The sequence below is a fragment of the Streptomyces sp. NPDC107765 genome (assembly GCF_055657085.1).
The window spans coordinates 421,775-442,433 of the sequence record NZ_JBVKBL010000005.1; the positions used below are offsets into that span (position 1 = coordinate 421,775).

Annotated in this window: 19 protein-coding genes; 12 read left to right on the forward strand and 7 right to left on the reverse strand. The window is 71.7% G+C overall.

The annotated features are described in order from the left end of the window. Positions 1 to 234: 234 nt before the first annotated feature. The 5 genes from ACZ7MX_RS15915 (at position 235) to ACZ7MX_RS15935 (ending at position 4,739) form a co-directional block, all read left to right on the forward strand. Positions 235 to 720 carry a hypothetical protein gene (locus ACZ7MX_RS15915; protein ID WP_472132388.1) on the forward strand — a complete coding sequence of 162 codons (486 nt, stop codon included), beginning with the start codon at positions 235 to 237 and terminating at the stop codon, positions 718 to 720. A 32-nt stretch (positions 721 to 752) separates the two neighbouring features. Then, entirely contained in the window at positions 753 to 1,628 is an 876-nt protein-coding gene (locus tag ACZ7MX_RS15920) for a TatD family hydrolase (protein ID WP_472132390.1), read from the forward strand. A 140-nt stretch (positions 1,629 to 1,768) separates the two neighbouring features. Continuing rightward, on the forward strand, positions 1,769 to 2,926 hold the full coding sequence (locus tag ACZ7MX_RS15925) for a ubiquitin-like domain-containing protein (RefSeq protein ID WP_472132392.1): 1,158 nt from the start codon (positions 1,769 to 1,771) through the stop codon (positions 2,924 to 2,926). Continuing rightward, the gene (rsmA, locus tag ACZ7MX_RS15930; RefSeq protein WP_472132394.1) at positions 2,923 to 3,837 is read left to right on the forward strand and encodes a 16S rRNA (adenine(1518)-N(6)/adenine(1519)-N(6))-dimethyltransferase RsmA; all 915 of its coding nucleotides are present in this window, start codon (positions 2,923 to 2,925) and stop codon (positions 3,835 to 3,837) included. The genes ACZ7MX_RS15925 and rsmA overlap by 4 nt, the downstream gene beginning before the upstream one ends. Beyond that, positions 3,834 to 4,739 carry a 4-(cytidine 5'-diphospho)-2-C-methyl-D-erythritol kinase gene (locus ACZ7MX_RS15935; protein ID WP_472132396.1) on the forward strand — a complete coding sequence of 302 codons (906 nt, stop codon included), beginning with the start codon at positions 3,834 to 3,836 and terminating at the stop codon, positions 4,737 to 4,739. Before rsmA ends, ACZ7MX_RS15935 begins: the two co-directional genes overlap by 4 nt. 127 nt (positions 4,740 to 4,866) lie before the next feature. Here the strand turns inward: ACZ7MX_RS15935 and ACZ7MX_RS15940 are convergent, their stop codons facing one another. After that, on the reverse strand, positions 4,867 to 5,085 hold the full coding sequence (locus ACZ7MX_RS15940) for a DUF397 domain-containing protein (protein ID WP_472132398.1): 219 nt from the start codon (positions 5,083 to 5,085) through the stop codon (positions 4,867 to 4,869). Then, entirely contained in the window at positions 5,066 to 5,923 is an 858-nt protein-coding gene (locus ACZ7MX_RS15945) for a helix-turn-helix domain-containing protein (protein ID WP_472132400.1), read from the reverse strand. Before ACZ7MX_RS15945 ends, ACZ7MX_RS15940 begins: the two co-directional genes overlap by 20 nt. 189 nt (positions 5,924 to 6,112) lie before the next feature. Here ACZ7MX_RS15945 and ACZ7MX_RS15950 point away from each other — a divergent pair, with 189 nt between their 5' ends. Beyond that, positions 6,113 to 6,328 carry a hypothetical protein gene (locus ACZ7MX_RS15950; RefSeq protein ID WP_030413432.1) on the forward strand — a complete coding sequence of 72 codons (216 nt, stop codon included), beginning with the start codon at positions 6,113 to 6,115 and terminating at the stop codon, positions 6,326 to 6,328. 369 nt (positions 6,329 to 6,697) lie between these two features. Here ACZ7MX_RS15950 and ACZ7MX_RS15955 read toward each other — a convergent pair whose 3' ends face one another. Further along, complete coding sequence (locus ACZ7MX_RS15955) at positions 6,698 to 7,495, reverse strand: alpha/beta hydrolase (protein WP_472132402.1); 798 nt, start codon at positions 7,493 to 7,495, stop codon at positions 6,698 to 6,700. A 112-nt stretch (positions 7,496 to 7,607) separates the two neighbouring features. On the opposite strand from ACZ7MX_RS15955, the gene ACZ7MX_RS15960 reads away from it, so the two are divergent. After that, on the forward strand, positions 7,608 to 9,407 hold the full coding sequence (locus ACZ7MX_RS15960) for an ABC-F family ATP-binding cassette domain-containing protein (RefSeq protein ID WP_472132404.1): 1,800 nt from the start codon (positions 7,608 to 7,610) through the stop codon (positions 9,405 to 9,407). 45 nt (positions 9,408 to 9,452) lie between these two features. Here ACZ7MX_RS15960 and ACZ7MX_RS15965 read toward each other — a convergent pair whose 3' ends face one another. After that, entirely contained in the window at positions 9,453 to 10,352 is a 900-nt protein-coding gene (locus tag ACZ7MX_RS15965; RefSeq protein ID WP_472132406.1) for a hypothetical protein, read from the reverse strand. Positions 10,353 to 10,678: 326 nt separating this feature from the next. On the opposite strand from ACZ7MX_RS15965, the gene ACZ7MX_RS15970 reads away from it, so the two are divergent. Beyond that, positions 10,679 to 11,422, forward strand: coding sequence for a response regulator transcription factor (locus ACZ7MX_RS15970; protein WP_472132408.1), 744 nt, complete (start codon positions 10,679 to 10,681; stop codon positions 11,420 to 11,422). A 21-nt stretch (positions 11,423 to 11,443) separates the two neighbouring features. Here ACZ7MX_RS15970 and ACZ7MX_RS15975 read toward each other — a convergent pair whose 3' ends face one another. Together ACZ7MX_RS15975 and ACZ7MX_RS15980 are read right to left on the reverse strand one after the other, a co-directional pair. After that, a complete protein-coding gene (locus tag ACZ7MX_RS15975; protein ID WP_472132409.1) occupies positions 11,444 to 11,752 on the reverse strand; it encodes a hypothetical protein in 309 nt (102 codons plus the stop codon). A gap of 32 nt (positions 11,753 to 11,784) precedes the next feature. Continuing rightward, on the reverse strand, positions 11,785 to 13,455 hold the full coding sequence (locus tag ACZ7MX_RS15980) for a sodium:solute symporter family protein (RefSeq protein ID WP_472132411.1): 1,671 nt from the start codon (positions 13,453 to 13,455) through the stop codon (positions 11,785 to 11,787). A gap of 250 nt (positions 13,456 to 13,705) precedes the next feature. Between ACZ7MX_RS15980 and galT the strand changes: the two genes are divergently transcribed. The 4 genes from galT (at position 13,706) to ACZ7MX_RS16000 (ending at position 17,969) form a co-directional block, all read left to right on the forward strand. Beyond that, positions 13,706 to 14,758, forward strand: coding sequence for a galactose-1-phosphate uridylyltransferase (galT, locus tag ACZ7MX_RS15985; protein ID WP_472132413.1), 1,053 nt, complete (start codon positions 13,706 to 13,708; stop codon positions 14,756 to 14,758). Beyond that, positions 14,755 to 15,720, forward strand: a complete 966-nt coding sequence (gene galE / locus ACZ7MX_RS15990) for a UDP-glucose 4-epimerase GalE (protein WP_472132415.1) — start codon at positions 14,755 to 14,757, stop codon at positions 15,718 to 15,720. Before galT ends, galE begins: the two co-directional genes overlap by 4 nt. Positions 15,721 to 15,743: 23 nt before the next feature. Continuing rightward, positions 15,744 to 16,940, forward strand: coding sequence for a galactokinase (galK, locus tag ACZ7MX_RS15995; protein WP_472132416.1), 1,197 nt, complete (start codon positions 15,744 to 15,746; stop codon positions 16,938 to 16,940). Between the two features lie 270 nt (positions 16,941 to 17,210). Beyond that, a complete protein-coding gene (locus tag ACZ7MX_RS16000) occupies positions 17,211 to 17,969 on the forward strand; it encodes a LuxR C-terminal-related transcriptional regulator (RefSeq protein WP_472132418.1) in 759 nt (252 codons plus the stop codon). A gap of 700 nt (positions 17,970 to 18,669) precedes the next feature. Here the strand turns inward: ACZ7MX_RS16000 and ACZ7MX_RS16005 are convergent. After that, a complete protein-coding gene (locus ACZ7MX_RS16005) occupies positions 18,670 to 20,658 on the reverse strand; it encodes a beta-galactosidase (RefSeq protein WP_472132421.1) in 1,989 nt (662 codons plus the stop codon). Between the last annotated feature and the right edge of the window lies 1 nt (position 20,659).

A 20,659-nucleotide genomic window follows, 5' to 3' on the forward strand; every position in this document is an offset into this window, starting at 1 on the left:
AACCGGCCGCCGAAGAATAATGCGCAGGCCACGGAGAAAACCGACTCATCAGAAGGTAAATGACTGGCCGGAAAGGTAAAGCGCAGGCCGAGGCGTTGGGGTGATTTTCCTACCGTCGGCCAAATCTGGGCCAATACCGTCGGAGAGCTGCTGCATTGCGCCACGGAAAGGCGTCCACTGGGGGAGGGACGAACCGTTCCCGAAGACCTTGTCCAGCGGACAAGAGGAGCGCACATGAGCGAGATCGCTAAGACCACCGCGGCGAACGCCACCGGCGTCCACCCCATCCCCCAGCCCGAGCCCGCCGCCCACGAGGCGTACTCCTTCGCCTGCATGAAGTGCGGATACGGCTGGGAGCAGGCGTACGACATAGTCCATCAGCTCGACGGCAAGGGCCGGGAGCGGGTCGTCTACTACACGGACGGCGAGCGGGTACCGTCCCCGCTGACCTGCCCCACCTGCCTGAGCTGCGGCAGCAACGTCGTCCGCATCATGCGCTCCGGACAGGTCTCGATGGTCTCCCACGCGATCGCGAACATGCACCAGCGCCAGCACGGCAGCGAGAAGACCCCCAAGGGCGAGAAGAACGACAGGAACGAGAAGAAGGGGACCCCCGCCGCGGAGCGCACCGGCAGCACCGCCGAGGAGCCCCCGGAGGACGCCAAGCACCACTGGCACCTCTCCGACCTGCTGCACCCCTTCCAGCACCACCGCAGGTGAGCGCCGGCCGCGGCCCTCGTAGGATCGCGGCCATGGCACCGCAGGACAAGAACACCCCGCCGCCGCTGCCCGAACCCCTTCGGGTGGCGGTCGCGGACTCCCACACCCACCTGGACATGCAGGAGGGAACAGTCGAGGAGGCCCTCACCAAGGCCGCCTCCGTCGGCGTGACCACCGTCGTCCAGGTCGGCTGCGACCTCAAGGGCTCACAGTGGGCCGCCGACACGGCCGCCGCGTACGAGAGCGTGCACGCCACCGTCGCCCTGCACCCCAACGAGGCCCCGCGCATCGTCCTCGGGGACCCCGACGGCTGGTCGCGGCAGGGCGCGCGCGAGCCGGGCGGCGACGCCGCGCTGGACGAGGCCCTCGCCGAGATCGACCGGCTCGCCGCCCTGCCCCAGGTCCGCGGCGTCGGCGAGACCGGCCTCGACTACTTCCGCACCGGGCCCGACGGCATGGCCGCCCAGGAGCGGTCGTTCCGCGCCCACATCGAGATCGCCAAGCGGCACGGCAAGGCCCTGGTCATCCACGACCGCGAGGCCCACGAGGACGTGCTGCGGATCCTGCGCGAGGAGGGCGCACCCGAGCGGACCGTCTTCCACTGCTACTCCGGCGACGCCGAAATGGCCAAGACCTGCGCCGCGGCCGGCTACTTCATGTCCTTCGCCGGCAACGTCACCTTCAAGAACGCCCAGCCGCTGCGCGACGCCCTAGCCGTCGCCCCGCCGGAACTCGTCCTGGTCGAGACCGACGCCCCCTTCCTGACCCCCGCCCCGTACCGCGGACGGGCCAACGCCCCCTACCTCATTCCGGTCACCCTGCGCGCGATGGCCGACGTCAAGGGGATGACCGAGGACACCCTGGCGACGGCCGTCGCGGCCAATACGGCACGCGCCTTCGGGTACTGACCACCGCGCCCACCGCCGTCACCACGGCGAGCCGGGCATCCCCCGAAGTGACCACTTACCGTACCGATCCGACTTTGGAGAGTGACCGCGGCTCGGCTAGCCTCCGCCCGTCAACCGCATCCGTGCATGTGGAGCGCGCCGTGAGTCTTCCGCAGAGCAGCAGCCACCGCGCCGCGCGCGGCCGTCGCAGACGCCGTGCCGAACGCCCCGAAACCCTGCGGCGGCTGCTGCCCCGGGCCGCGGTCGTCGCCTTCCTCGCCGGCGGCACCACCGCCTTCATCGCCCACGACAAAGCCGTCCGGCTCAGCGTCGACGGCACCCCCCGCACCCTGCACACCTTCGCCGACGACGTCGAGGACCTGCTCGCCGACGAAGAGCTCGGCATCGGCGACCACGACATCGTCGCCCCCGCCCCTGGCACCGACCTGCACAGCGGCGACGAGATCGTGGTCCGGCACGGCCGGCCGGTCGTGCTCACCATCGACGGGCAGCGCCACCAGGTGTGGACCACCGCCCACACCGTCGCCGGCGCCCTCCACCAACTCGGGGTGCGCGCCGAGGGCGCCTACCTCTCCACCTCCCGCTCCCGCCGCATCGAACGGCACGGCATGGAACTGGCCGTCCGCACCGAACGCACCGTCGTCTTCGTCGCCGACGGCCGTGAACACCGCGTCCGCACCAACGCCGCCACCGTCCGCGAGGCCCTCGCGGACGCCGGACTGGCCCTGCGCGACCAGGACACCACCTCCGTACCGCCGGACAGCTTCCCGCGCGAGGGCCAGACCGTCTCGGTGCTGCGGATCACCGGCGGCAAGGAGGTCCGCGAGGAGCCCGTCCCGTTCCGCACGGTCAAACGGACCGACCCGCAGCTGGCCCGCGGCACCGAGGTCGTCGTCCAGCAGGGCCGGCCCGGCGTCCGGCGGGTCACCTACCGGCTGCGCACCGTCAACGGCGTCAAACAAAAACCGAAGCGGCTGCACACCGAGCTCGTCCGGCCGCCCCGCCCGCAGATCGTGCACCTCGGCACCAAGGAACTGCCGCACTCGGTACGCGGCGCCGACCACCTCGCCTGGGGCGCACTGGCCCGGTGCGAGGCCGGCGGCCGGCCCGACGCCGTCGACTCCTCCGGTACCTACGGCGGTCTCTACCAGTTCGACGTCGCCACCTGGCACCGCCTCGGCGGCCGCGGCCGCCCCCAGGACGCCCCCGCCGAGGAACAGACCTACCGCGCCAAGAAGCTCTACATCACCCGGGGGGCGAGCCCGTGGCCGGTGTGCGGCCGTAAGCTTCACGGGTGAGCAAGAGTACGACCGACGAGTCCGGCCCGCTTCTGGGTCCCGCCGACATCCGCGAACTGGCCGCGACGCTGGGCGTACGCCCCACCAAGCAGCGCGGCCAGAACTTCGTCATCGACGCCAACACCGTCCGCCGCATCGTGCGGACCGCCGATGTCCGGCCCGACGACGTCGTCGTCGAGATCGGCCCCGGGCTCGGGTCCCTGACCCTGGCCCTGCTGGACGCCGCCGACCGGGTCACCGCCGTCGAGATCGACGACGTCCTGGCGGCCGCGCTGCCGGCCACCGTCGCCGCCCGGCTGCCCGGGCGCGCCGACCGCTTCGCGCTGGTCCACAGCGACGCGATGCACGTCACCGAACTCCCCGGCCCCGCGCCCACCGCCCTGGTCGCCAACCTGCCCTACAACGTCGCGGTGCCGGTGCTCCTCCACATGCTCGCCACGTTCCCGTCCATCGACCGCACCCTGGTCATGGTCCAGTCCGAGGTCGCCGACCGGCTCGCCGCCCGCCCCGGCAACAAGGTCTACGGCGTGCCGTCGGTCAAGGCCAACTGGTACGCCGAGGTCAAGCGGGCCGGCGCCATCGGCCGCAATGTCTTCTGGCCCGCGCCCAACGTCGACTCCGGCCTGGTCTCCCTGGTCCGCCGCGAGCGGCCGGTGGACACCACGGCCGCCCGCGAGGAGGTCTTCGCCGTCGTCGACGCCGCGTTCGCCCAGCGCCGCAAGACGCTCCGGGCCGCACTGTCCGGCTGGGCCGGCTCGGCCGCCGCCGCCGAGGCCGCGCTGGTCGCCGCCGGCATCTCGCCGCAGGCCCGCGGCGAGGCACTGACGGTCGAGGAATTCGCACGGATCGCGGAGAACCGGCAGATCGCGGGGAAGCGGGAGACCGAGGAGAACCGGGAGGCGGGAAAGTGACGGCTACGGCGACGGTGACGGTACGGGTCCCGGCGAAGGTCAACGTCCAGCTGGCGGTCGGCGCCGCCCGCCCCGACGGCTTCCACGACCTCGCGAACGTCTTCCTCGCGGTCGGCCTGTACGACGAGGTCACCGCCACCCCCGCGGACACCCTGCGGATCACCGCCGAGGGCCACGACGTCGACCGGATCCCGCTGGACCGGACGAACCTGGCGGCCCGCGCCGCCGAACTCCTCGCCGCCCGCTACGGCCGCAGCCCCGACGTCCACCTCCACATCACCAAGGACATCCCGGTCGCCGGCGGCATGGCCGGCGGCAGCGCCGACGCCGCCGGCGCCCTGCTGGCCTGCGACACCCTCTGGTCCACCGGCGCCTCCCGCTCCGAACTCCTCGACATCTGCGCCGAGTTGGGCAGCGACGTACCCTTCAGCCTGGTCGGCGGCGCGGCACTCGGCCGCGGCCGCGGCGAGCTGCTGACCCCCCTCCCCGTCGGCGGCACCTTCCACTGGGTCTTCGCGGTCGCCGACGGCGGCCTGTCCACCCCGGCCGTCTACGGCGAGTTCGACCGCCTGACGGAGGGGACGGACGTACCCGCGCCCGAGGCGTCCCCCGAACTGCTCGCCGCCCTCGCGACCGGCGACCCCACCGCCCTCGCCGCCGCCCTGACCAACGACCTCCAGCCCGCGGCGCTCTCCCTGCGCCCGTCCCTGGCCGCCACCCTGACCGCCGGCACCACGGCCGGCGCCCTGGCCTCCCTGGTCTCCGGCTCCGGCCCGACCACGGCGTTCCTGGTCAAGGACGCGGAGTCGGCTCAGGCTGTGGCGGCGGCACTGCTGGCGTCGGGAACGTGCCGGGCGGTACGGGTGGCGGACGCGCCGGCGGCGGGGGCTACGGTCCTCTAGGGGTGTGCCCGTGGAGGTCCCGTAGGGGGCGTTCGAACGGATCCCGTAGGGGACGCGAGGCCCCCCTGCGGGGCCACAACGAGGCGGGGGCGGGCGATATTCCCGCAGCCGCCCTCGCCCCGGTGTCTCAACTTCCCGGCAGCGCCGCATCCTTGACGGCACAGACGAAGGACGACCAGGCGGCGGCGGGGAAGATTATCGCCGGACCGCCCGGATCCTTGGAGTCACGGACGGGGACGACGCCGGGGAGGCCGTCGACCACCTCGACGCAGTTCCCGCCCTCACCGCTGGTGTAGCTGCTCTTGCGCCAGACGGCGGTACTCAAGTCAATCTGGTTGCTTGCCATTTCGGTATCCCTCTGCGGCCGTCTCGATCATGGACAGGGACGCCTTCGGCGGTAGTGCGGCAGCCCGGAGCCGATCGTATGCCTTGCGGTACTTCTTCACGAGAGCCGGATCGTCGAGGGTGTGAGCGCTGTACTCGGATTCCACGTAGGCCAGCGGCGGAGCATCAGAGAAGGTCGTGATCTGCAGCAAGCCAACCAGCATGAGGGGGTGTGGTCCGCAATTCCAGGGAAGGATCTGTGGAACGATCCGGTGCCTCTGTGTCAGCGCCGCGATGTGTTCGACCTGATCGGCCATCTCGTCCAGAGGGAGGATCGGGCAGCGCAGCACGTACTCGGGCATGATCACCCAGTACTCGGGGGTCTTGTGGTCGTCCTCGAACAGGTGAGTCCGCGCAGCGCGGGCGGTGACCTTCTCCTTCACCTCCTCGTCGGTCGCCAGCGGAAGCGTTGCCCGTACCACCGCCGTGGCGTACGCCGTTGTCTGCAACAGACCAGGGATAAGGGTGGGGGACCACTCCTCGATGGTTTCCGCGCGTTTCTCGGCCTCCAGCGCATCCTCGAACCAGCCGACATGGCCCTTCCTCTTCGCGTTCCGCACGTCCTCGCAGCGCCGCTTGAAGAAGCCGTCCGTCTTGAGCACCCTGTCCACGTGCTCGGCCAGCTCGGGCGGCATGCGTCGTTCGCCGCGTTCGATCTCGCTGAGGTGGCTCTGCCCGAAGAAGCTGCCCTCGACCAGTTGCTGGAGCGTGAGCCCGGCCAGCTCCCGCTGGTAGCGCAATTCTTTGCCGTAGAAGGTGGGGACTCCTGTCGAGCCGTCAATGTCCTTGCGTCGCGCCACGTTCACCGCCGTACGGATAGCTGATTCCCAGTCTTTCCGGACGGGCCCCGGCGGTTCCCCGCATTTCCACAGCTCAACGCCGCGAATTCCCTACATCGGGACCGGGAGCCCAACCCCCTTTCACGCTACGCCGCGTGACGTCACTGTGTGAGCGGTTCGTCGCAATGCGTACAGGAAGGCGCAAGCTCTATGCCCATCCACCACTCCACCCCGGAAGACGTGCACGCCAGCGCCGAGGAGCTGCGTACCGCGCTCAAGGACAACGGGATCACGCTGCCGTCGCTCGGTGTCGATCTGCCTGGCTTCGCGGGCAGTTACGCCGTCCCGCTCGTTGCCCTCGGTAACTGCAACGCGGTCACCGCGCGCAAGCTCGCCGAGGTTCTCCGCAAGGCGGCCGCGCGGTGAACGGCATGGTGGGATGGCTCCGAACGCGCCTTGACGCGCTGCTGAGTTGGTTACTTCCGGGGCGGGGCGGTCATCGGGGGAGCAGCGGTACCGGCGTCCTTTGCGTCACGGCCGCCGCTACCGCTGCCTCGCAGGCGGCTCCGGTGGGGCGCCGACTGCTGCATGTCCGCCGGGTGCCGCCCGGCCTGCTCCTGTTGTGTGGGGAGGACAGCCGCCTCGTCCGGCCGTACGTGGGCACGCAGGAGCCGTGGCAGAGCCCGCCGGTCCACGATGTCAGGCGCCGGGAGCTGGCGGAGCGGGTGCGGATGCTCAACGCATGGTCGTCCCGTGGGTGCGGGCGGGGGTGACCCGGGGACGTGCCCGGGGGCGTTAAGAGTGTTCCGCGCCCGCCGCGCCCCCCGCCGCTGCCAGGACCCCCGCCACCAGCCGTCCCGCCGCCACCGCGTGACCGTCGCTGGTCGGGACGCAGCGGTCCGTCGTCGGGTCGTAGGCAGTCATGATCACGCCCGCGTGGTCGGTGTCCGGCTCCTGGAGCGTCACCGGGTGTCCCGCGGCGCGCAGCGCGTCCGCCAGATCGCGGGAGTACCCGGACGCCACGATCGGGTCGCGGGCGCCGTGGACCAGGTGCACCGGCACGGCCGGGTCGCGGCCCTCGGCGAGATCGGCGAGCGGGGCGGTGCCGGTGGTGCGTGCCGGCAGGTCGTAGCGGCCGGCGATCCCCGCCACCGCGGTCGGTCGCCACCCGTCCGCCGTCAGCTCGGGCCGCAGGGCCACGCCCAGTGCCGCCCCGGCCCCCGCGGACCAGCCGGCCAGCACCAGCGACTCCCCGTCGCCGCCCAGCCCGGCCGCCTCCTTACGCGCGTACGCCAGCGACGCGAGCAGCTGCGACCGGCCGCCGTCCGCCGCGTCCGAGCGCCAGTCCGGGACCAGGACCAGCAGCCCGCGGGCCGCGGCGGTGCGGGCCAGCGGGGCGAGGACGTCCCGCTCGTCCGGGCCGATGCCGTGCCACAGCAGGACGGTCGGCAGCGGTCCGGCCGCCCCCGCCGGACGGTAGAGGTCCAGCCGCTTGCCGTCCGGGTCGTAGACCAGGCCGCTTTCGGTCTCCACTGTCGTGCCCGTGTCGGTTGTCGGGTCCGTGTCGGATTTCTCGGAGTTGCCGGAAGTCATGATGATCACGCTATCCAACCCGGCCGCGGCCCCTCAGCCGCTTTCCCCGTCGGGGTGCTTCCGGAGGCCGACTACGCTGGGAAGGTCGATCGACCCGAAGCGCAGGAGTGAGATGGCCGTCAACCTCGTCAATCTGGAAGCCGTCGGCAAGGTCTACGGGACCCGTGCCCTGCTCGACGGTGTTTCCCTCGGCGTCAACGAGGGGGACCGGATCGGCGTCGTCGGGCGCAACGGCGACGGCAAGACGACCCTGATCCGGATCCTGGCCAAGCTGGAGGGTGCCGACGACGGCCGGGTGACGCACGCCGGCGGGCTGCGGCTCGGCGTACTGTCCCAGCACGACTCGCTGGACCCGGCCGCCACCATCCGGCACGAGGTCATCGGCGACCTCGCCGACCACGAGTGGGCCGGCAACGCCAAGATCCGCGATGTGCTGACCGGCCTCTTCGGTGATCTGCACCTGCCCGGCTTCACCCATGGTCTGGACACCGTCATCGGGCCGCTGTCGGGTGGCGAGCGGCGGCGGATCGCGCTCGCCAAGCTGCTGATCGCCGAGCAGGACCTGATCGTCCTCGACGAGCCCACCAACCACCTCGACGTCGAGGGCATCTCCTGGCTGGCCCGGCACCTCCAGGTCCGGCGCTCGGCGCTGGTCGTCGTCACCCACGACCGCTGGTTCCTCGACCAGGTCTGCACCCGCATGTGGGACGTGCAGCGCGGCGATGTGCACGAGTACGAGGGCGGCTACAGCGACTACGTCTTCGCCCGCGCCGAGCGGGAGCGGATCGCGGCCAGCGAAGAGGCCAAGCGGCAGAACCTGATGCGCAAGGAGCTGGCGTGGCTGCGCCGCGGCGCCCCGGCCCGTACCAGCAAGCCCCGCTTCCGCATCGAGGCCGCCAACGAGCTGATCGCGGACGTGCCGCCGCCGCGGGACAGCGCCGAGCTGATGAAGTTCGCCAACTCCCGGCTGGGCAAGACCGTCTTCGACCTGGAGGACGTGACCGTCCAGGCCGGCCCGAAGGTGCTGCTCAAGCACCTGACCTGGCAGCTGGGCCCCGGCGACCGGATCGGCCTGGTCGGCGTCAACGGCGCGGGCAAGACCTCGCTGCTGCGGGCGCTGGCGGAGGCGGCCCGTACGGAGGGGGAGGTGCAGCCGGCCGGCGGCCGGATCGCCGTCGGCAAGACCGTGAAACTGGCCTACCTCTCGCAGGAGGTCGCCGAACTCGACCCGGCCTGGCGGGTGCTGGAGGCCGTCCAGCGGGTCCGGGAACGCGTCGACCTGGGCAAGGGCCGGGAGATGACCGCCGGCCAGCTCTGCGAGAAGTTCGGCTTCACGAAGGAGAAGCAGTGGACGCCGGTCGGTGACCTGTCCGGCGGTGAGCGCCGCCGGCTGCAGATCCTGCGGCTGCTGATGGACGAGCCCAACGTCCTCTTCCTCGACGAGCCCACCAACGACCTGGACATCGAGACGCTGACGCAGCTGGAGGACCTGCTCGACGGCTGGCCCGGCTCGCTGATCGTCATCAGCCACGACCGCTACTTCATCGAGCGCACCACCGACCGGGTCCTCGCGCTGCTCGGCGACGCCACGCTGCGGATGCTGCCGCGCGGCCTGGACGAGTACCTGGAGCGCCGCCAGAAGGTCATCGAGGCCGCCACCCCGGCCCCCGCGCAGCCGGCCGAGGCGCCGAAGAAGACCGCCGCGATCAACCGCGCGGCCCAGAAGGAGCTCCAGAAGATCGAGCGCCAGCTGGACAAGATCGGCGACAAGGAGGCGAAGCTGCACGCCCAGATCGCCGAGCACGCCACCGACTTCGAAAAGGTCGCCGGCCTCGACGCCCAGCTCCGCGAACTGGCCGCCGAACGCGACGAGTTGGAGATGCGCTGGCTGGAGCTGGCGGAGGACGCGTAGGGGCGGGCCGGTGCGGTGGGCCGTCGGCCCACCGCACCGGGCAACTCAGCTCAACGGCTTGCGGACCTCGTTGCGGATCTTGCCCGCCTTGTCCGCGAACGCCTGGAGGTCGACGGACTGCGGGTCCTTGGACAGCTCCGCGGCGTCGGTCTCGGCGACGTTCATGGACGTGCTGGAGTCGGCCCCTATGCAGAACGTCAGCGTGATCTTCTGCCCCATCTCCGTGCGCACGTCCACGCCACAGGTCAGCGGGTCCCCGCCGCCGCTCGGCGTGAACTTCTTCTCCGGCACCGCGACGACCGTCTTCCCGTCGCGCGTCATCCCCTGGATGGCGTGCTCGACGGTCGTCTCCGGGTCGTCTATGGAGCCGTACATCCCCAGCATCACCAGGGACTTGGTCCCGCTGGCGTACTGCCCGGCGACCGTCTTCATGCCGTGTTCGTTGGCCCCGTCGTTCGGCACCGAGCCGTCGGCCTGCTGGGAGATGTCCTTGGCGAGCTTGTACTCCCCGCCCGCCAGCGTCTGCGGCACTGTGAGCCGGTACTTCGGCCCGCCGGAACCGCCCGATCCGCCCCCGCGGAGCGCCACGGCCGACGCGATGCTCCCGATCACCAGCACACCGACGATCGCGCCGATGATCCCCCACACCTTTCCGCTCTTGCTGCGGGGCGGGACCGGCGGCGGCACCATGCCGGGCCCGCCGTAACCGGGGTAACCCTGCGGCGGCGCCCCGTAAGGCGGCTGGGGCGGCGCTCCGTAGGGCGCCTGCAGGGGCGCGTCGTAGGGCCCCTGCGGCGCGAACGGCCCCGGGGACGGCGGTACCTGACCGCCCGGTATCTGACCGCCCGGTACCTGCTGCGGATATCCGCCGGGCGGGCCGGCCGGCGGCGTCCCGTAACCCGGCGCGCCCCCGAAGCCGTTGTGCGGCTGCTGCGGTGTACTCATGGCCTTCCTTCGCTCACGTCTCGCCCCACCCCGGCAGCGAACCGCGCCGAGTGCACCGCCTGGAGCCGGTTTCCCCGTTCCCCCGCCTGCTGAGTCAACTGTGGCACACGGCACCGACACCGGCCCCGGGACGTTCCTCGCGCAGGCCGGGCCCCGGCGGAGCGTCTCGTTCCGGCGGCAATCGGCCCCGAATGGCCGGGATTCCAGCATTCCGGGGGGCTTCTGCCCGGTAGGGGGCGCGCGTCGGCAGTCGAGCGTGTAGCTTCCCGGGGACGAACGGCCCGGCCGGGGCGCGCCGGGGCCGCGCGGAGGGAGGGGGTTGCTCTATGGGCGTGCGGCTCATGGTGGTCGACGATCACCGGCTGCTCGCGGAGGCGCTCGCCTCGGCGCTGAAACTGCGCGGGCACCGGGTGCTGGCGGCCGCCGCGCCGAGTGCGGGGGCCGCGGAGCTGGTGGTGAGCCGGGCGCCCGAGGTGTGCCTGCTGGGGACCGCGGCGCCCGCCCAGCCGGGCACCTTCGACCCGATCGTACGGATCAAGAAGGAGCGGCCGCAGGTGGCGGTGGTGGTGCTGGGGCCGGTGCCCAGCCCGCGCGGGATCGCCGCCGCGTTCGCGGCCGGGGCGTCCGGGTACGTCCGCAACGACGAGCGGATCGAGGGCGTCGAACGGGCCATGATGAAGGCCCGGGCGGGGGAGTCGGCGGTCTCGCCGCAGCTGCTCCAGCAGGCGTTCGAGGAGCTGCTGCACCCGGCCGCGCAGCCGGACGACGAGGGCGCGCGGCTGCTGGAACTGCTCACCCCGCGCGAGGTCGAGGTCCTGATGCGGGTCGCGGACGGCGAGGACACCCGGCTGATCGCGGCCGGGATGGACATCGCGCCCAGCACCGCGCGCACGCATGTGCAGCGGGTGCTGATGAAGCTGGAGGTCGGCTCCCGGCTGGAGGCGGCCGCGCTGGCGGCGCGCACCGGGCTGCTGGACCGGGCGGGCCGCGGGCGGACGGCACGGACGACGACGGCGGCGGGGACAGGGACAGCGGCGGAGACGGACGAGCCGTCCCCGCCGCAGGGATAGGAGCCGAGGGGCCGGCGACGGTCAGCCCTCGGCGGGCCCGTCGTCGGCCGCGGCCCGGAGTTCCTCGGCCGTGGGCGGCACGGTCGGCCGCAGCTTCAGCCAGACCAGGAAGAACAGGCCGAGGGCGAGCATGCCGAGGCCCGTCCAGAGGTTGATGTTGATGTCCTGGGCCTTCTTGAGGTCCGCGTCGGAGGCGGTTATTCCGGCGATCGTGACGATCACGCCGTAGACGACGAACAGGCCGCCGATGATGCGCCGTACGTCGAAGAGCCGCGCGGCGGTCGCCGATGCGCGCTCCAGCTCCTCGACCTCGTGCTGGTGGTCACTCATGGTGGGTCAACTCCGCTGTTCGGGGCCGGGGTTCAGAAGGAGAACGGGACGTAGCAGACGGCGGCCAGGACGACCGCGCCCCAGCCCAGCAGGGCCGGGCGGCGGTACCAGGCGTCGTCGCCCTCGGCGGGCAGTTCCGCCATGCCGGGGGACGTCGTGCCGTAGACCAGTCCGGCCAGGGACTCGGCGGACCTGGGCTTGGTGACCCACGTGACCACGACCATCACCAGCGCGCCGACGACGAACGCGACGATCGACGAGATGAAGTTGGCGCCCTGGTCGGAGGGGATGGTGATGATGCCCTGCTTGTAGAGGCCGAAGTAGTTGACCATGGCGGCGACGGTGCCGGACAGCAGCCCCCAGAAGCCGGCCGCGGCGCTGGTCCGCTTCCAGAACATGCCGATGATGAACACCACGAACAGCGGGACGTTGAAGAACGAGAACAGCGTCTGCAGGTAGTTCATGATGTTGCTGAAGGACGAGGCGATGAAGGCGGTGCCCATGCCGATCAGCACGCCGACCGCGGTGACCACCCGGCCCGTCCTGAGGTAGTACGCGTCCTCGCGGCCCTTCTTGAGGTACGCGGCCCAGATGTCGTTGGTGAAGACCGTGTTGAAGGACGACACGTTGGCGGCCATACCGGCCATGAAGGCGGCGAGCAGGCCGGTGACGGCGATGCCGAGGACGCCGTTGGGGAGCAGGTCGCGCATCAGGACCGGGATCGCGTCGTTGTACTGCAGCCCGTCCTTGCTCTTGCCCAGCGTCGGCTCCATGACCAGCGCGATCAGGCCGGGCACGACCACGACCATGGGTATGAAGATCTTCGGGAAGGCGGCGATCAGCGGGGTGCGCTTGGCGGCCGAGAGGTTCTTCGCGGACAGCGCGCGCTGCACCTCGGCGAAGTTGGTGGTCCAGTAGCCGAAGCTCATCACGAAGCCGAGGCCGAGGACGATGGTCAGCCAGTTGGCGCCCAGCGGGTTGCCCTCGCCGATGCCGGTGCCCTTCCAGGCGGTCAGGAACGCGTCGCCGTGCGAGGAGGTCAGTGAGTCGGTCAGGCCGTGCCAGCCGCCGACGCGCTTGAGGCCGACCACGGTCAGCGGGATCAGCGCGGCGAGGATGACGAAGAACTGCAGCACCTCGTTGTAGATCGCCGAGGACAGGCCGCCGATGGTGATGTACGCGAGCACGAAGAAGCCGGCGACGACGATCGCCACCCACTGCGGCCAGCCGAGCAGCGCCTGCAGCACGATCGCCATCGCGTAGAGGTTGACGCCGGCGATGAGCACGGACGAGACGGCGAAGATGACCGACGACAGCAGGTGCGAGGACGGGCCGAAGCGGTGCAGCAGGAATTCCGGCACCGAGCGGACCTTGGAGCCGTAGTAGAACGGCATCATCACCAGGCCGAGGAAGACCATCGCCGGGATGGCGCCGATCCAGTACCAGTGGACGGTGTAGGCGCCGTACTGCGCGCCGTTGGCGGCCATCCCGAGGATCTCGGTGGCGCCCAGGTTGGCGGCGACGAACGCCAGGCCGGTGACCCAGGCGGGCAGGGACCGCCCGGAGAGGAAGAAGTCCAGGCTCGTCCTCACGCTGCGCCTGGCCGCGAAGCCGATGCCGAGGACGACGACGAAGTAGAGGGCCAGGATCGTGTAGTCCAGCCCGTTGGTGGGCAGCCGTAGCCCTTCGGCCAAATTGATCATGTCGTAGCTCGCTTCTTTGCGTGCGGGCGGTGCCGGCGGTCGGAACGCACAGAAAGCTACGCGCGGGCGGTCAGAAACTGAACACTTTTGTTCGTTTCAGTTGTTGGATCGTGATGCGGAAGGGGCATATGCCCGGTCGGGCACTGCGCTGCCCCTGTGGCCGCGGCGGCCCGGTCCGGCGTTGACGCAACTGTTTAGTTGTGCTTCATTGTGTTTGTTTGTGTTTGGTCGGTGAGGTGAGGAGCCCCGGGTGAAGAAGACGACGACGCGGCTCGCGGACGGCCGGGAGCTGATCTACTACGACTCGCGCGACGACGTCGTACGCGACGACGCCGACCGGCGCCCCCTCGACCCGGTCGCCACCGCCGCCGAGATCCGCACCGACCGCCTCCTCGGCGACCACGTCGCCATCGCCTCGCACCGCCAGGCCCGCACCTACCACCCGCCGGCCGACGAATGCCCGCTGTGCCCCTCCCGCCAGGGCCGGCACTCCGAGATCCCCGCCGCCGACTACGACGTCGCCGTCTTCGAGAACCGCTTCCCCTCCCTCGCCGGGGACCGCGGCCGCTGCGAGGTCGTCTGCTTCACCCCCGACCACGACGCCTCGTTCGCCGACCTCACCGAGGACCAGGCCGCCCTGGTCCTCGCCGCCTGGACCGACCGCACCGCCGAACTCTCCCAACTCTCCGGCGTCGAGCAGGTCTTCTGCTTCGAGAACCGCGGCGCGGAGATCGGCGTCACCCTCGGCCACCCGCACGGCCAGATCTACGCCTACCCCTTCGTCACCCCGCGCACCGAACGCATGCTGGCCTCGCTCGCCGCCCACCGCCGGGCCACCGGACGCAACCTCTTCGACGACGTCGTCGCCGACGAACGGGCCGACGGCCGCCGCATCGTCCTCGACGGCGACCACTGGACGGCCTTCGTCCCGTACGCCGCCCACTGGCCCTACGAGGTGCACCTCTACCCCAAGCGCCGGGCCCCCGACCTGCTCGCCCTCGACGACGCCGCCCGCGCCGAATTCCCGCGGCTCTACCTGGAGCTCCTCCGGCGCTTCGACCGGATCTTCGACACCGGCGCCGGCGCCCCGCCGACCCCCTACATCGCCGCCTGGCACCAGGCACCGCACCACACCGCACAGCGCGCGGACTTCGCCCTCCACCTTGAGCTTTTCACCATTCGCCGGACTTCCGGCAAGCTGAAGTTCCTCGCGGGTTCCGAATCCGGCATGAACGTGTTCATCAACGACGTGCCGCCGGAAGCCGCGGCCGAACGACTGCGAGAGGTAGCGAGCAAGCCATGAGCAAGTACCTGGTGACGGGCGGGGCGGGTTATGTCGGAAGTGTGGTGGCCCAGCACCTGCTGGAGGCCGGCCACACCGTGACCGTGCTCGACAACCTCTCCACCGGTTTCCGGGCCGGCGTCCCCGCCGGCGCCGACTTCATCGAGGGCGACATCCGCGACGCCGCGAAGTGGCTGGACGCCTCCTACGACGCGGTCCTGCACTTCGCCGCGTTCTCCCAGGTCGGCGAGTCCGTCGTCAAGCCCGAGAAGTACTGGGACAACAACGTCGGCGGCACCATGGCACTGCTGGCCGCGATGCGCACCGCGGGCGTCCGCAAGCTGGTCTTCTCCTCCACCGCCGCCACCTACGGCGAGCCGGTGAACACCCCCATCACCGAGACCGACCCGACCGCCCCCACCTCCCCCTACGGCGCCAGCAAACTCGCCGTCGACCACATGATCAGCGGCGAGGCCACCGCCCACGGCCTGGCCGCGGTCTCGCTGCGCTACTTCAACGTCGCCGGCGCCTACGGCAGCTGCGGCGAGCGCCACGACCCCGAATCGCACCTCATCCCGCTCGTCCTCCAGGTCGCCCAGGGCCGGCGCGAGGCGATCTCCGTCTTCGGCGACGACTACCCCACCCCCGACGGCACCTGCGTCCGCGACTACATCCACGTCGCCGACCTGGCCGAGGCCCACCTGCTGGCCCTGGGCGCGGCCACCGCCGGCGAGCACCTGATCTGCAACCTCGGCAACGGCAACGGCTTCTCCGTCCGCGAGGTCATCGAAACCGTCCGCAAGGTCACCGGCCACCCCATCCCCGAGGTCACCGCCCCGCGCCGCGGCGGCGACCCGGCCGTCCTGGTGGCCTCCGCCCAGACCGCCGCCGACCGCCTCGGCTGGCAGCCCCGCCGCGCCGACCTCGCGGGCATCGTCGCCGACGCCTGGGCGTTCGCGCAGAGCCTCGACCACACCAGCTAGCCGCACCGCACGAAGGAGCCCTGATGGCAGGTCACCGAGCCGCCACCCCGACCACCGGGCGCCCGCACGGCGCCCGGCACACCGCGGACCGCTTCACCGCGGTGTACGGCGCCGCCCCCACGGGCATCTGGGCGGCGCCCGGCCGGGTCAACCTGATCGGTGAACACACCGACTACAACGACGGCTTCGTGCTGCCGCTGGCACTCCCGCACACCACCCTCGCCGCCGCCGCACCTCGCACCGACGGGGTGCTGCGGCTGCACTCCGGCGGCGCCGACGGCGGCATCGTCGAACTCCGCATCGACACCCTGCGCCCCACCGCCCAAGGAGGCTGGGCCGCCTACCCGGCGGGCATCGTGTGGGCGATGCGGGAGGCCGGACTGCCCGTCGGCGGCGCCGACCTGCACTACGACAGCACGGTGCCCACCGGCGCCGGACTGTCCTCCTCCGCCGCCCTGGAGGTCGCCACCGCCCTCGCCCTCAACGACCTCTACGCCCTCGGCCTGGAGCCCCAGCGGCTGGCCCGGATCGCCCAGCGGGCCGAGAACGCCTTCGTCGGCGTGCCCTGCGGGATCATGGACCAGACCGCCGCGGCCTGCTGCACCGAAGGCCATGCGCTGTTCCTGGACACCCGCGACCTGACCCACCGTCAGGTGCCGTTCGACCTCGCGGGGGAGGGGCTGCGGCTGCTGGTCGTCGACACCCGCGTGAAGCACGAGCTGGGCGACGGCGCGTACGCGGAGCGGCGCGCCGGATGCGAGCGCGGCGCGCGGGCGCTCGGGGTGCGGGCCCTGCGCGACGTGCCCTCCGCACACCTCCCCGAGGCCCTCGCGAAACTCACCGACGACCCCGGCACACAGTCCCTCGTCCGCCACATCGTCACCGAGAACCAACGGGTCGAAGAGGTCATCGCCTGCCTGGACGCCGGCCGCACCCGCGCCATCGGCCCGCTGCTGACCGCCGGCCACGCCTCGCTCCGCGACGACTTCACGATCTCCTGCCCCGAACTCGACCTCGCCGTCGACACCGCCCTCGCCGCGGGCGCCCTCGGCGCCCGGATGACCGGCGGCGGCTTCGGCGGCTCGGCGATCGTCCTCGTCGAGGAACCGGCCGCCACCGACGTCGGCACGGCGATCACCGCGGCCTTCGCGACCGCCGGCCATCTCGAACCGCGGATCTTCGAAGCCGTGCCCAGCGCCGGAGCACACCGGCTCCAGTAGGGCGCGACCGGCGGCGTGCGGCCATCAGGACGTCGCCAAATGGACGGGCTGGGGCAGCAGTTTGGCCATTCACCTTCCCTCGCCGCGACCCGTCCGTACTCTGAGATCCTGCACCGGTGGGGGCCGGTGCTGATCAGGGGGCGAGACCGTTCGGGTACGGTGCCCGGGGTGGGGTAGCCATGTCGGCACGGCGGCGGCCGTGCGACCGAGGCGATCTTCAATCCGGGCGTCGTGCCCGCTATGGTCCGTTCACCGAGACAGGGGGTCTCTGTGCAACGCATCCGGGTTCTGGTGGTCGACGACCACCGCATCTTCGCCGAATCCCTGGCAGCCGCGCTCGCCGCGGAGCAGGACGTGGACGTCGCGGCCGCGGGCAGCGCCCCGGCCGCCCTGCGCAACCTCGACCGGGCGGTCACCGACGGCCGCCGCTTCGACGTGCTGCTCGCCGACGCCGACCTGGCCGCGCCGCTGCTCGCGGTGCCGGCACAGGGCGCGGCCCGCGAGCCGGTCGTCCCGCGCAGCTGCCCGCGGGACGGCATCGCGCTGGTCTCCGGCCTGCGCACCAGCCACCCGTACCTGCGTACGGTCGTCGTCGCCGACCGCGACGACCCGCGCCGGGCGGCCGCCGCCCTGCAGGCCGGCGCGTCCGGCTGGGTCGCCAAGGACTGCTCGCTGTCCCGGCTGCTCGCCGTGATCCGCGGCGTGCTGCGTGACGAAACGCATCTGCCGCCGGCGCTGCTGACCGGTGTGCTGCGCGAGCTGACGGCCGCCCGCAAACACCGCTCGGAGAGCGAGCGGCTGGTCGAGTCGCTCACCCCGCGCGAACGCGAGGTGCTCCGCTGCATGGTGGCCGGCCTGGGCCGCAAGGCCGTCGCCGAGCGGCTGTTCCTCTCACCGCACACGGTCCGCACACACATGCAGAACGTCCTCGGCAAACTGGGCGTCCACTCCACCCTCGCCGCGGTGGCACTGGCACGCCGGGCGGGCGTGGGCCCGGTGGAACTCGAGGCGGTCACGGTGTTGCCGTAGGCCGCCTCCCACGTACCTGGCTGTCCCGCCGTGGGGGTTGCTCGCCGTTGCGCTTTGCGGCGCCTCGCACGTACCCGTCTCTCCCGCCGTCGGGGTTGCTCGCCGTTGCGCTTTGCGGCGCCTCCCACGTAGCTCGCCGTCCCGCCGCGGGTCGTCTCGCCGTTGCGCCTGCGGCGGGCTGGGTTGTTGTTGGGTGCGGTGACGGGCCTCCGGGGCCTTGTTCGTGGACTGCTGTCGCTTTACGTCCACGAACAAGGCCCCTCCGGCCCGTCCCCTCCCGTTGGGGAGTATGCGGGTGTGTGGGGGCGCGCGTTGTTCGGCGAGCATCTGGTGTCGTGGGGTTTTGGGAATGCCTTGCCCGGCCCGGTTGGTTGTGACCCCGCAGGGGGCCCTCGTAACCCTTACGGGTTCTGTTCGAGCATCCCGTAGGGGTTCCCAGGTCCCCTTGCATGCCTCAACGTCAGCCCCCACGCACCGCATTCCCCTCCCTCAACGGGAGGGGACGGGCCGGAGGGGCCGGTTGTGTGGACGTAAAGCGTCAGCAGTCCACACAACCGGCCCCGGAGGTCCGTCACCGCACCCGACACTCACCCAGCCCGCCGCAGGCGCAACGGCGAGACGACCCGCGGCGGGACGGCCAGGTACGTGCGGGGCGCCGCAAAGCGCGCAACGGCGAGACGCCCCGCGGCGGGACGGCCAGCTACGTGGGAGACACCAGCACCGCGACGGACCGCGGTGCCAGCGTGACTCGGGTGACGGGAGGGCCGTCGGCGGCCAGCGCGTCCCTGAGTGGCCGCGGAAGGGCAACTTCCGCGGCCCCCGCACCGTGGTTGAGGAGGAAGACGTACCGCGCGTCGGCGCCTTCGCGGACGGTGGCCTGGACGCCGGGCGGGAGGTTCGGGAGGACGGGGGCCACGCCTGCCTCCGAGCGTACGTCGTCGAGGAGGGCCCGCAGCAGCGTCGGGGCGAGGCGGGTGCCGACGTACCAGGCGGTGCCCCGGCCGTAGGTGTGGCGGGTGACGGCGGGGCGCCCGGTGAGGTCGCCGTCGGTGAACCGGGCCAGTGCCTCGGCCCCTTCGAGGTCGATGGCTTCCGACCACAGGTCTGCCCGCCCGGTGTACGCGCCGTCGCCGACACCTACGGAGCGGTCCGCGGGCAGTGGCCAGAATTCCTCCACGTGCAGGCCCAGCAGCTCGCGGAGGGGGCCCGGGTATCCGCCGGGGTGGACGCGGTCGTGTGCGTCGACGATGCCGGAGAAGAAGGAGACCAGGAGGCGGCCGCCGGCGCGTACGTAGTCGGCCAGCCGCTCCGCGTCCTGTTCGGTCAGCAGGTAGAGGTTGGGCACGACCACCAGCCGGTAGCCGGTCAGGTCGCGCTGGGGCGGGAGGACGTCGCAGGCCACGCCGGCCTCGAACAACGGCCGGTAGTGTTCCAGCGCGATCCGGGAGTGGTCCAGCGCGGTGGACGGTTTGGAGTCCAGTTCCAGTGCCCACCAGCTGTGCCAGTCCGCCAGCAGTGCCACTTCCGCCCGGGAGCGGGTGCCCTCGATGCCGGGGACGGCCGCCAGCTCCCGGCCGAGTTCGGTGATCTCACGGAAGATCCGGGTGCCGGTGCCGCCGTGCGGGACCATCGCGGAGTGGAACTTCTCGGCGCCGCCCAGCGACTGCCGCCACTGGAAGAACAGCACCGCGTCCGCGCCCTGCGCGACGGCCTGCCAGCTCCACAGCCGCATCGCACCGGGCGGCTTCGGGCCGTTGCGGGGCCGCCAGTTGACCGCGCTCGGTGCCTGTTCCAGCAGCAGCCAGGGCTGCCCGGACCGCGCGGACCGCATCAGGTCGAAGACGTAGCCGGCCCGTACGTGGTCGTCGGCGGCGTACGGGTCCTGATAGAAGTCCAGTGCCATCGCGTCCATATGGGGAGCCCAGGCGAACGCGTCCACCGGTTTGTGCTGCGGCATCAGGTTGGTGGTGACCGGAACGTCGGGGGTCAGCCGGTTCAGGACCGCCTTTTCGGCCAGGTAGCAGGCGCGGAGCGCCTCGTCGCCGAAACGCAGGTAGTCCAGCTGCTGGGCGGGGTTGGGGAAGGTGGGTGCGGTGCGCGGCGGCAGCACCTCGTCGAAGTCGCCGTAGCCCTGCGACCAGAAGGCCGTCGACCAGGCCGCGTTGAGCGCGTCGATGCTGCCGTAGCGGGTGCGCAGCCAGTGCCGGAAGTCCGCGGCCGACACGTCGCAGAAGCACTGCGGGGTGTGGCAGCCGTACTCGTTGCCGACGTGCCACATGGCCAGCGCCGGATGGCCCGCGTAACGGGTGGCGAGCTGCTCGACGAGGCGTACGGCGTGGGTGCGGTAGACGGGGCTGGAGGGGCAGTAGTGCTGCCGGCCACCGGGCCAGCGGCGCTGCCCGTCCGGGCCTTCGGGCAGGATCTCGGGGTGCGCGCGGGACAGCCAGGGTGGTGGCGAGGCGGTCATCGTCGCCAGACAGACGGCGATGCCGGCGCCGGCCAGCCCGTCCATGACCCGGTCGAACCATCCGAAGTCCCATTCCCCGGGCCGGGGTTCGACCTTCGCCCAGGAGAAGATCCCGGCGGTGACCATGGTGACGTGGGCCGCCTTCATCAGCTCCAGGTCCTCGGCCCACACCTCCTCGGGCCACTGCTCGGGGTTGTAGTCGCCGCCGAAATGGATGCCCATC

Bases quoted from the DNA above. Each gene is read 5' to 3' on its own strand.
- ACZ7MX_RS15915 (WP_472132388.1), top strand. From the start codon at position 235: ATGAGCGAGATCGCTAAGACCACCGCGGCGAACGCCACCGGCGTCCAC.
- ACZ7MX_RS15920 (WP_472132390.1), top strand. From the start codon at position 753: ATGGCACCGCAGGACAAGAACACCCCGCCGCCGCTGCCCGAACCCCTT.
- ACZ7MX_RS15940 (WP_472132398.1), bottom strand. From the start codon at position 5,085: ATGGCAAGCAACCAGATTGACTTGAGTACCGCCGTCTGGCGCAAGAGC.
- ACZ7MX_RS15950 (WP_030413432.1), top strand. From the start codon at position 6,113: ATGCCCATCCACCACTCCACCCCGGAAGACGTGCACGCCAGCGCCGAG.
- ACZ7MX_RS15955 (WP_472132402.1), bottom strand. From the start codon at position 7,495: ATGACTTCCGGCAACTCCGAGAAATCCGACACGGACCCGACAACCGAC.
- ACZ7MX_RS15960 (WP_472132404.1), top strand. From the start codon at position 7,608: ATGGCCGTCAACCTCGTCAATCTGGAAGCCGTCGGCAAGGTCTACGGG.
- ACZ7MX_RS15965 (WP_472132406.1), bottom strand. From the start codon at position 10,352: ATGAGTACACCGCAGCAGCCGCACAACGGCTTCGGGGGCGCGCCGGGT.
- ACZ7MX_RS15970 (WP_472132408.1), top strand. From the start codon at position 10,679: ATGGGCGTGCGGCTCATGGTGGTCGACGATCACCGGCTGCTCGCGGAG.
- ACZ7MX_RS15975 (WP_472132409.1), bottom strand. From the start codon at position 11,752: ATGAGTGACCACCAGCACGAGGTCGAGGAGCTGGAGCGCGCATCGGCG.
- ACZ7MX_RS15980 (WP_472132411.1), bottom strand. From the start codon at position 13,455: ATGATCAATTTGGCCGAAGGGCTACGGCTGCCCACCAACGGGCTGGAC.
- galE (WP_472132415.1), top strand. From the start codon at position 14,755: ATGAGCAAGTACCTGGTGACGGGCGGGGCGGGTTATGTCGGAAGTGTG.
- galK (WP_472132416.1), top strand. From the start codon at position 15,744: ATGGCAGGTCACCGAGCCGCCACCCCGACCACCGGGCGCCCGCACGGC.
- ACZ7MX_RS16005 (WP_472132421.1), bottom strand. From the start codon at position 20,658: ATGGGCATCCATTTCGGCGGCGACTACAACCCCGAGCAGTGGCCCGAG.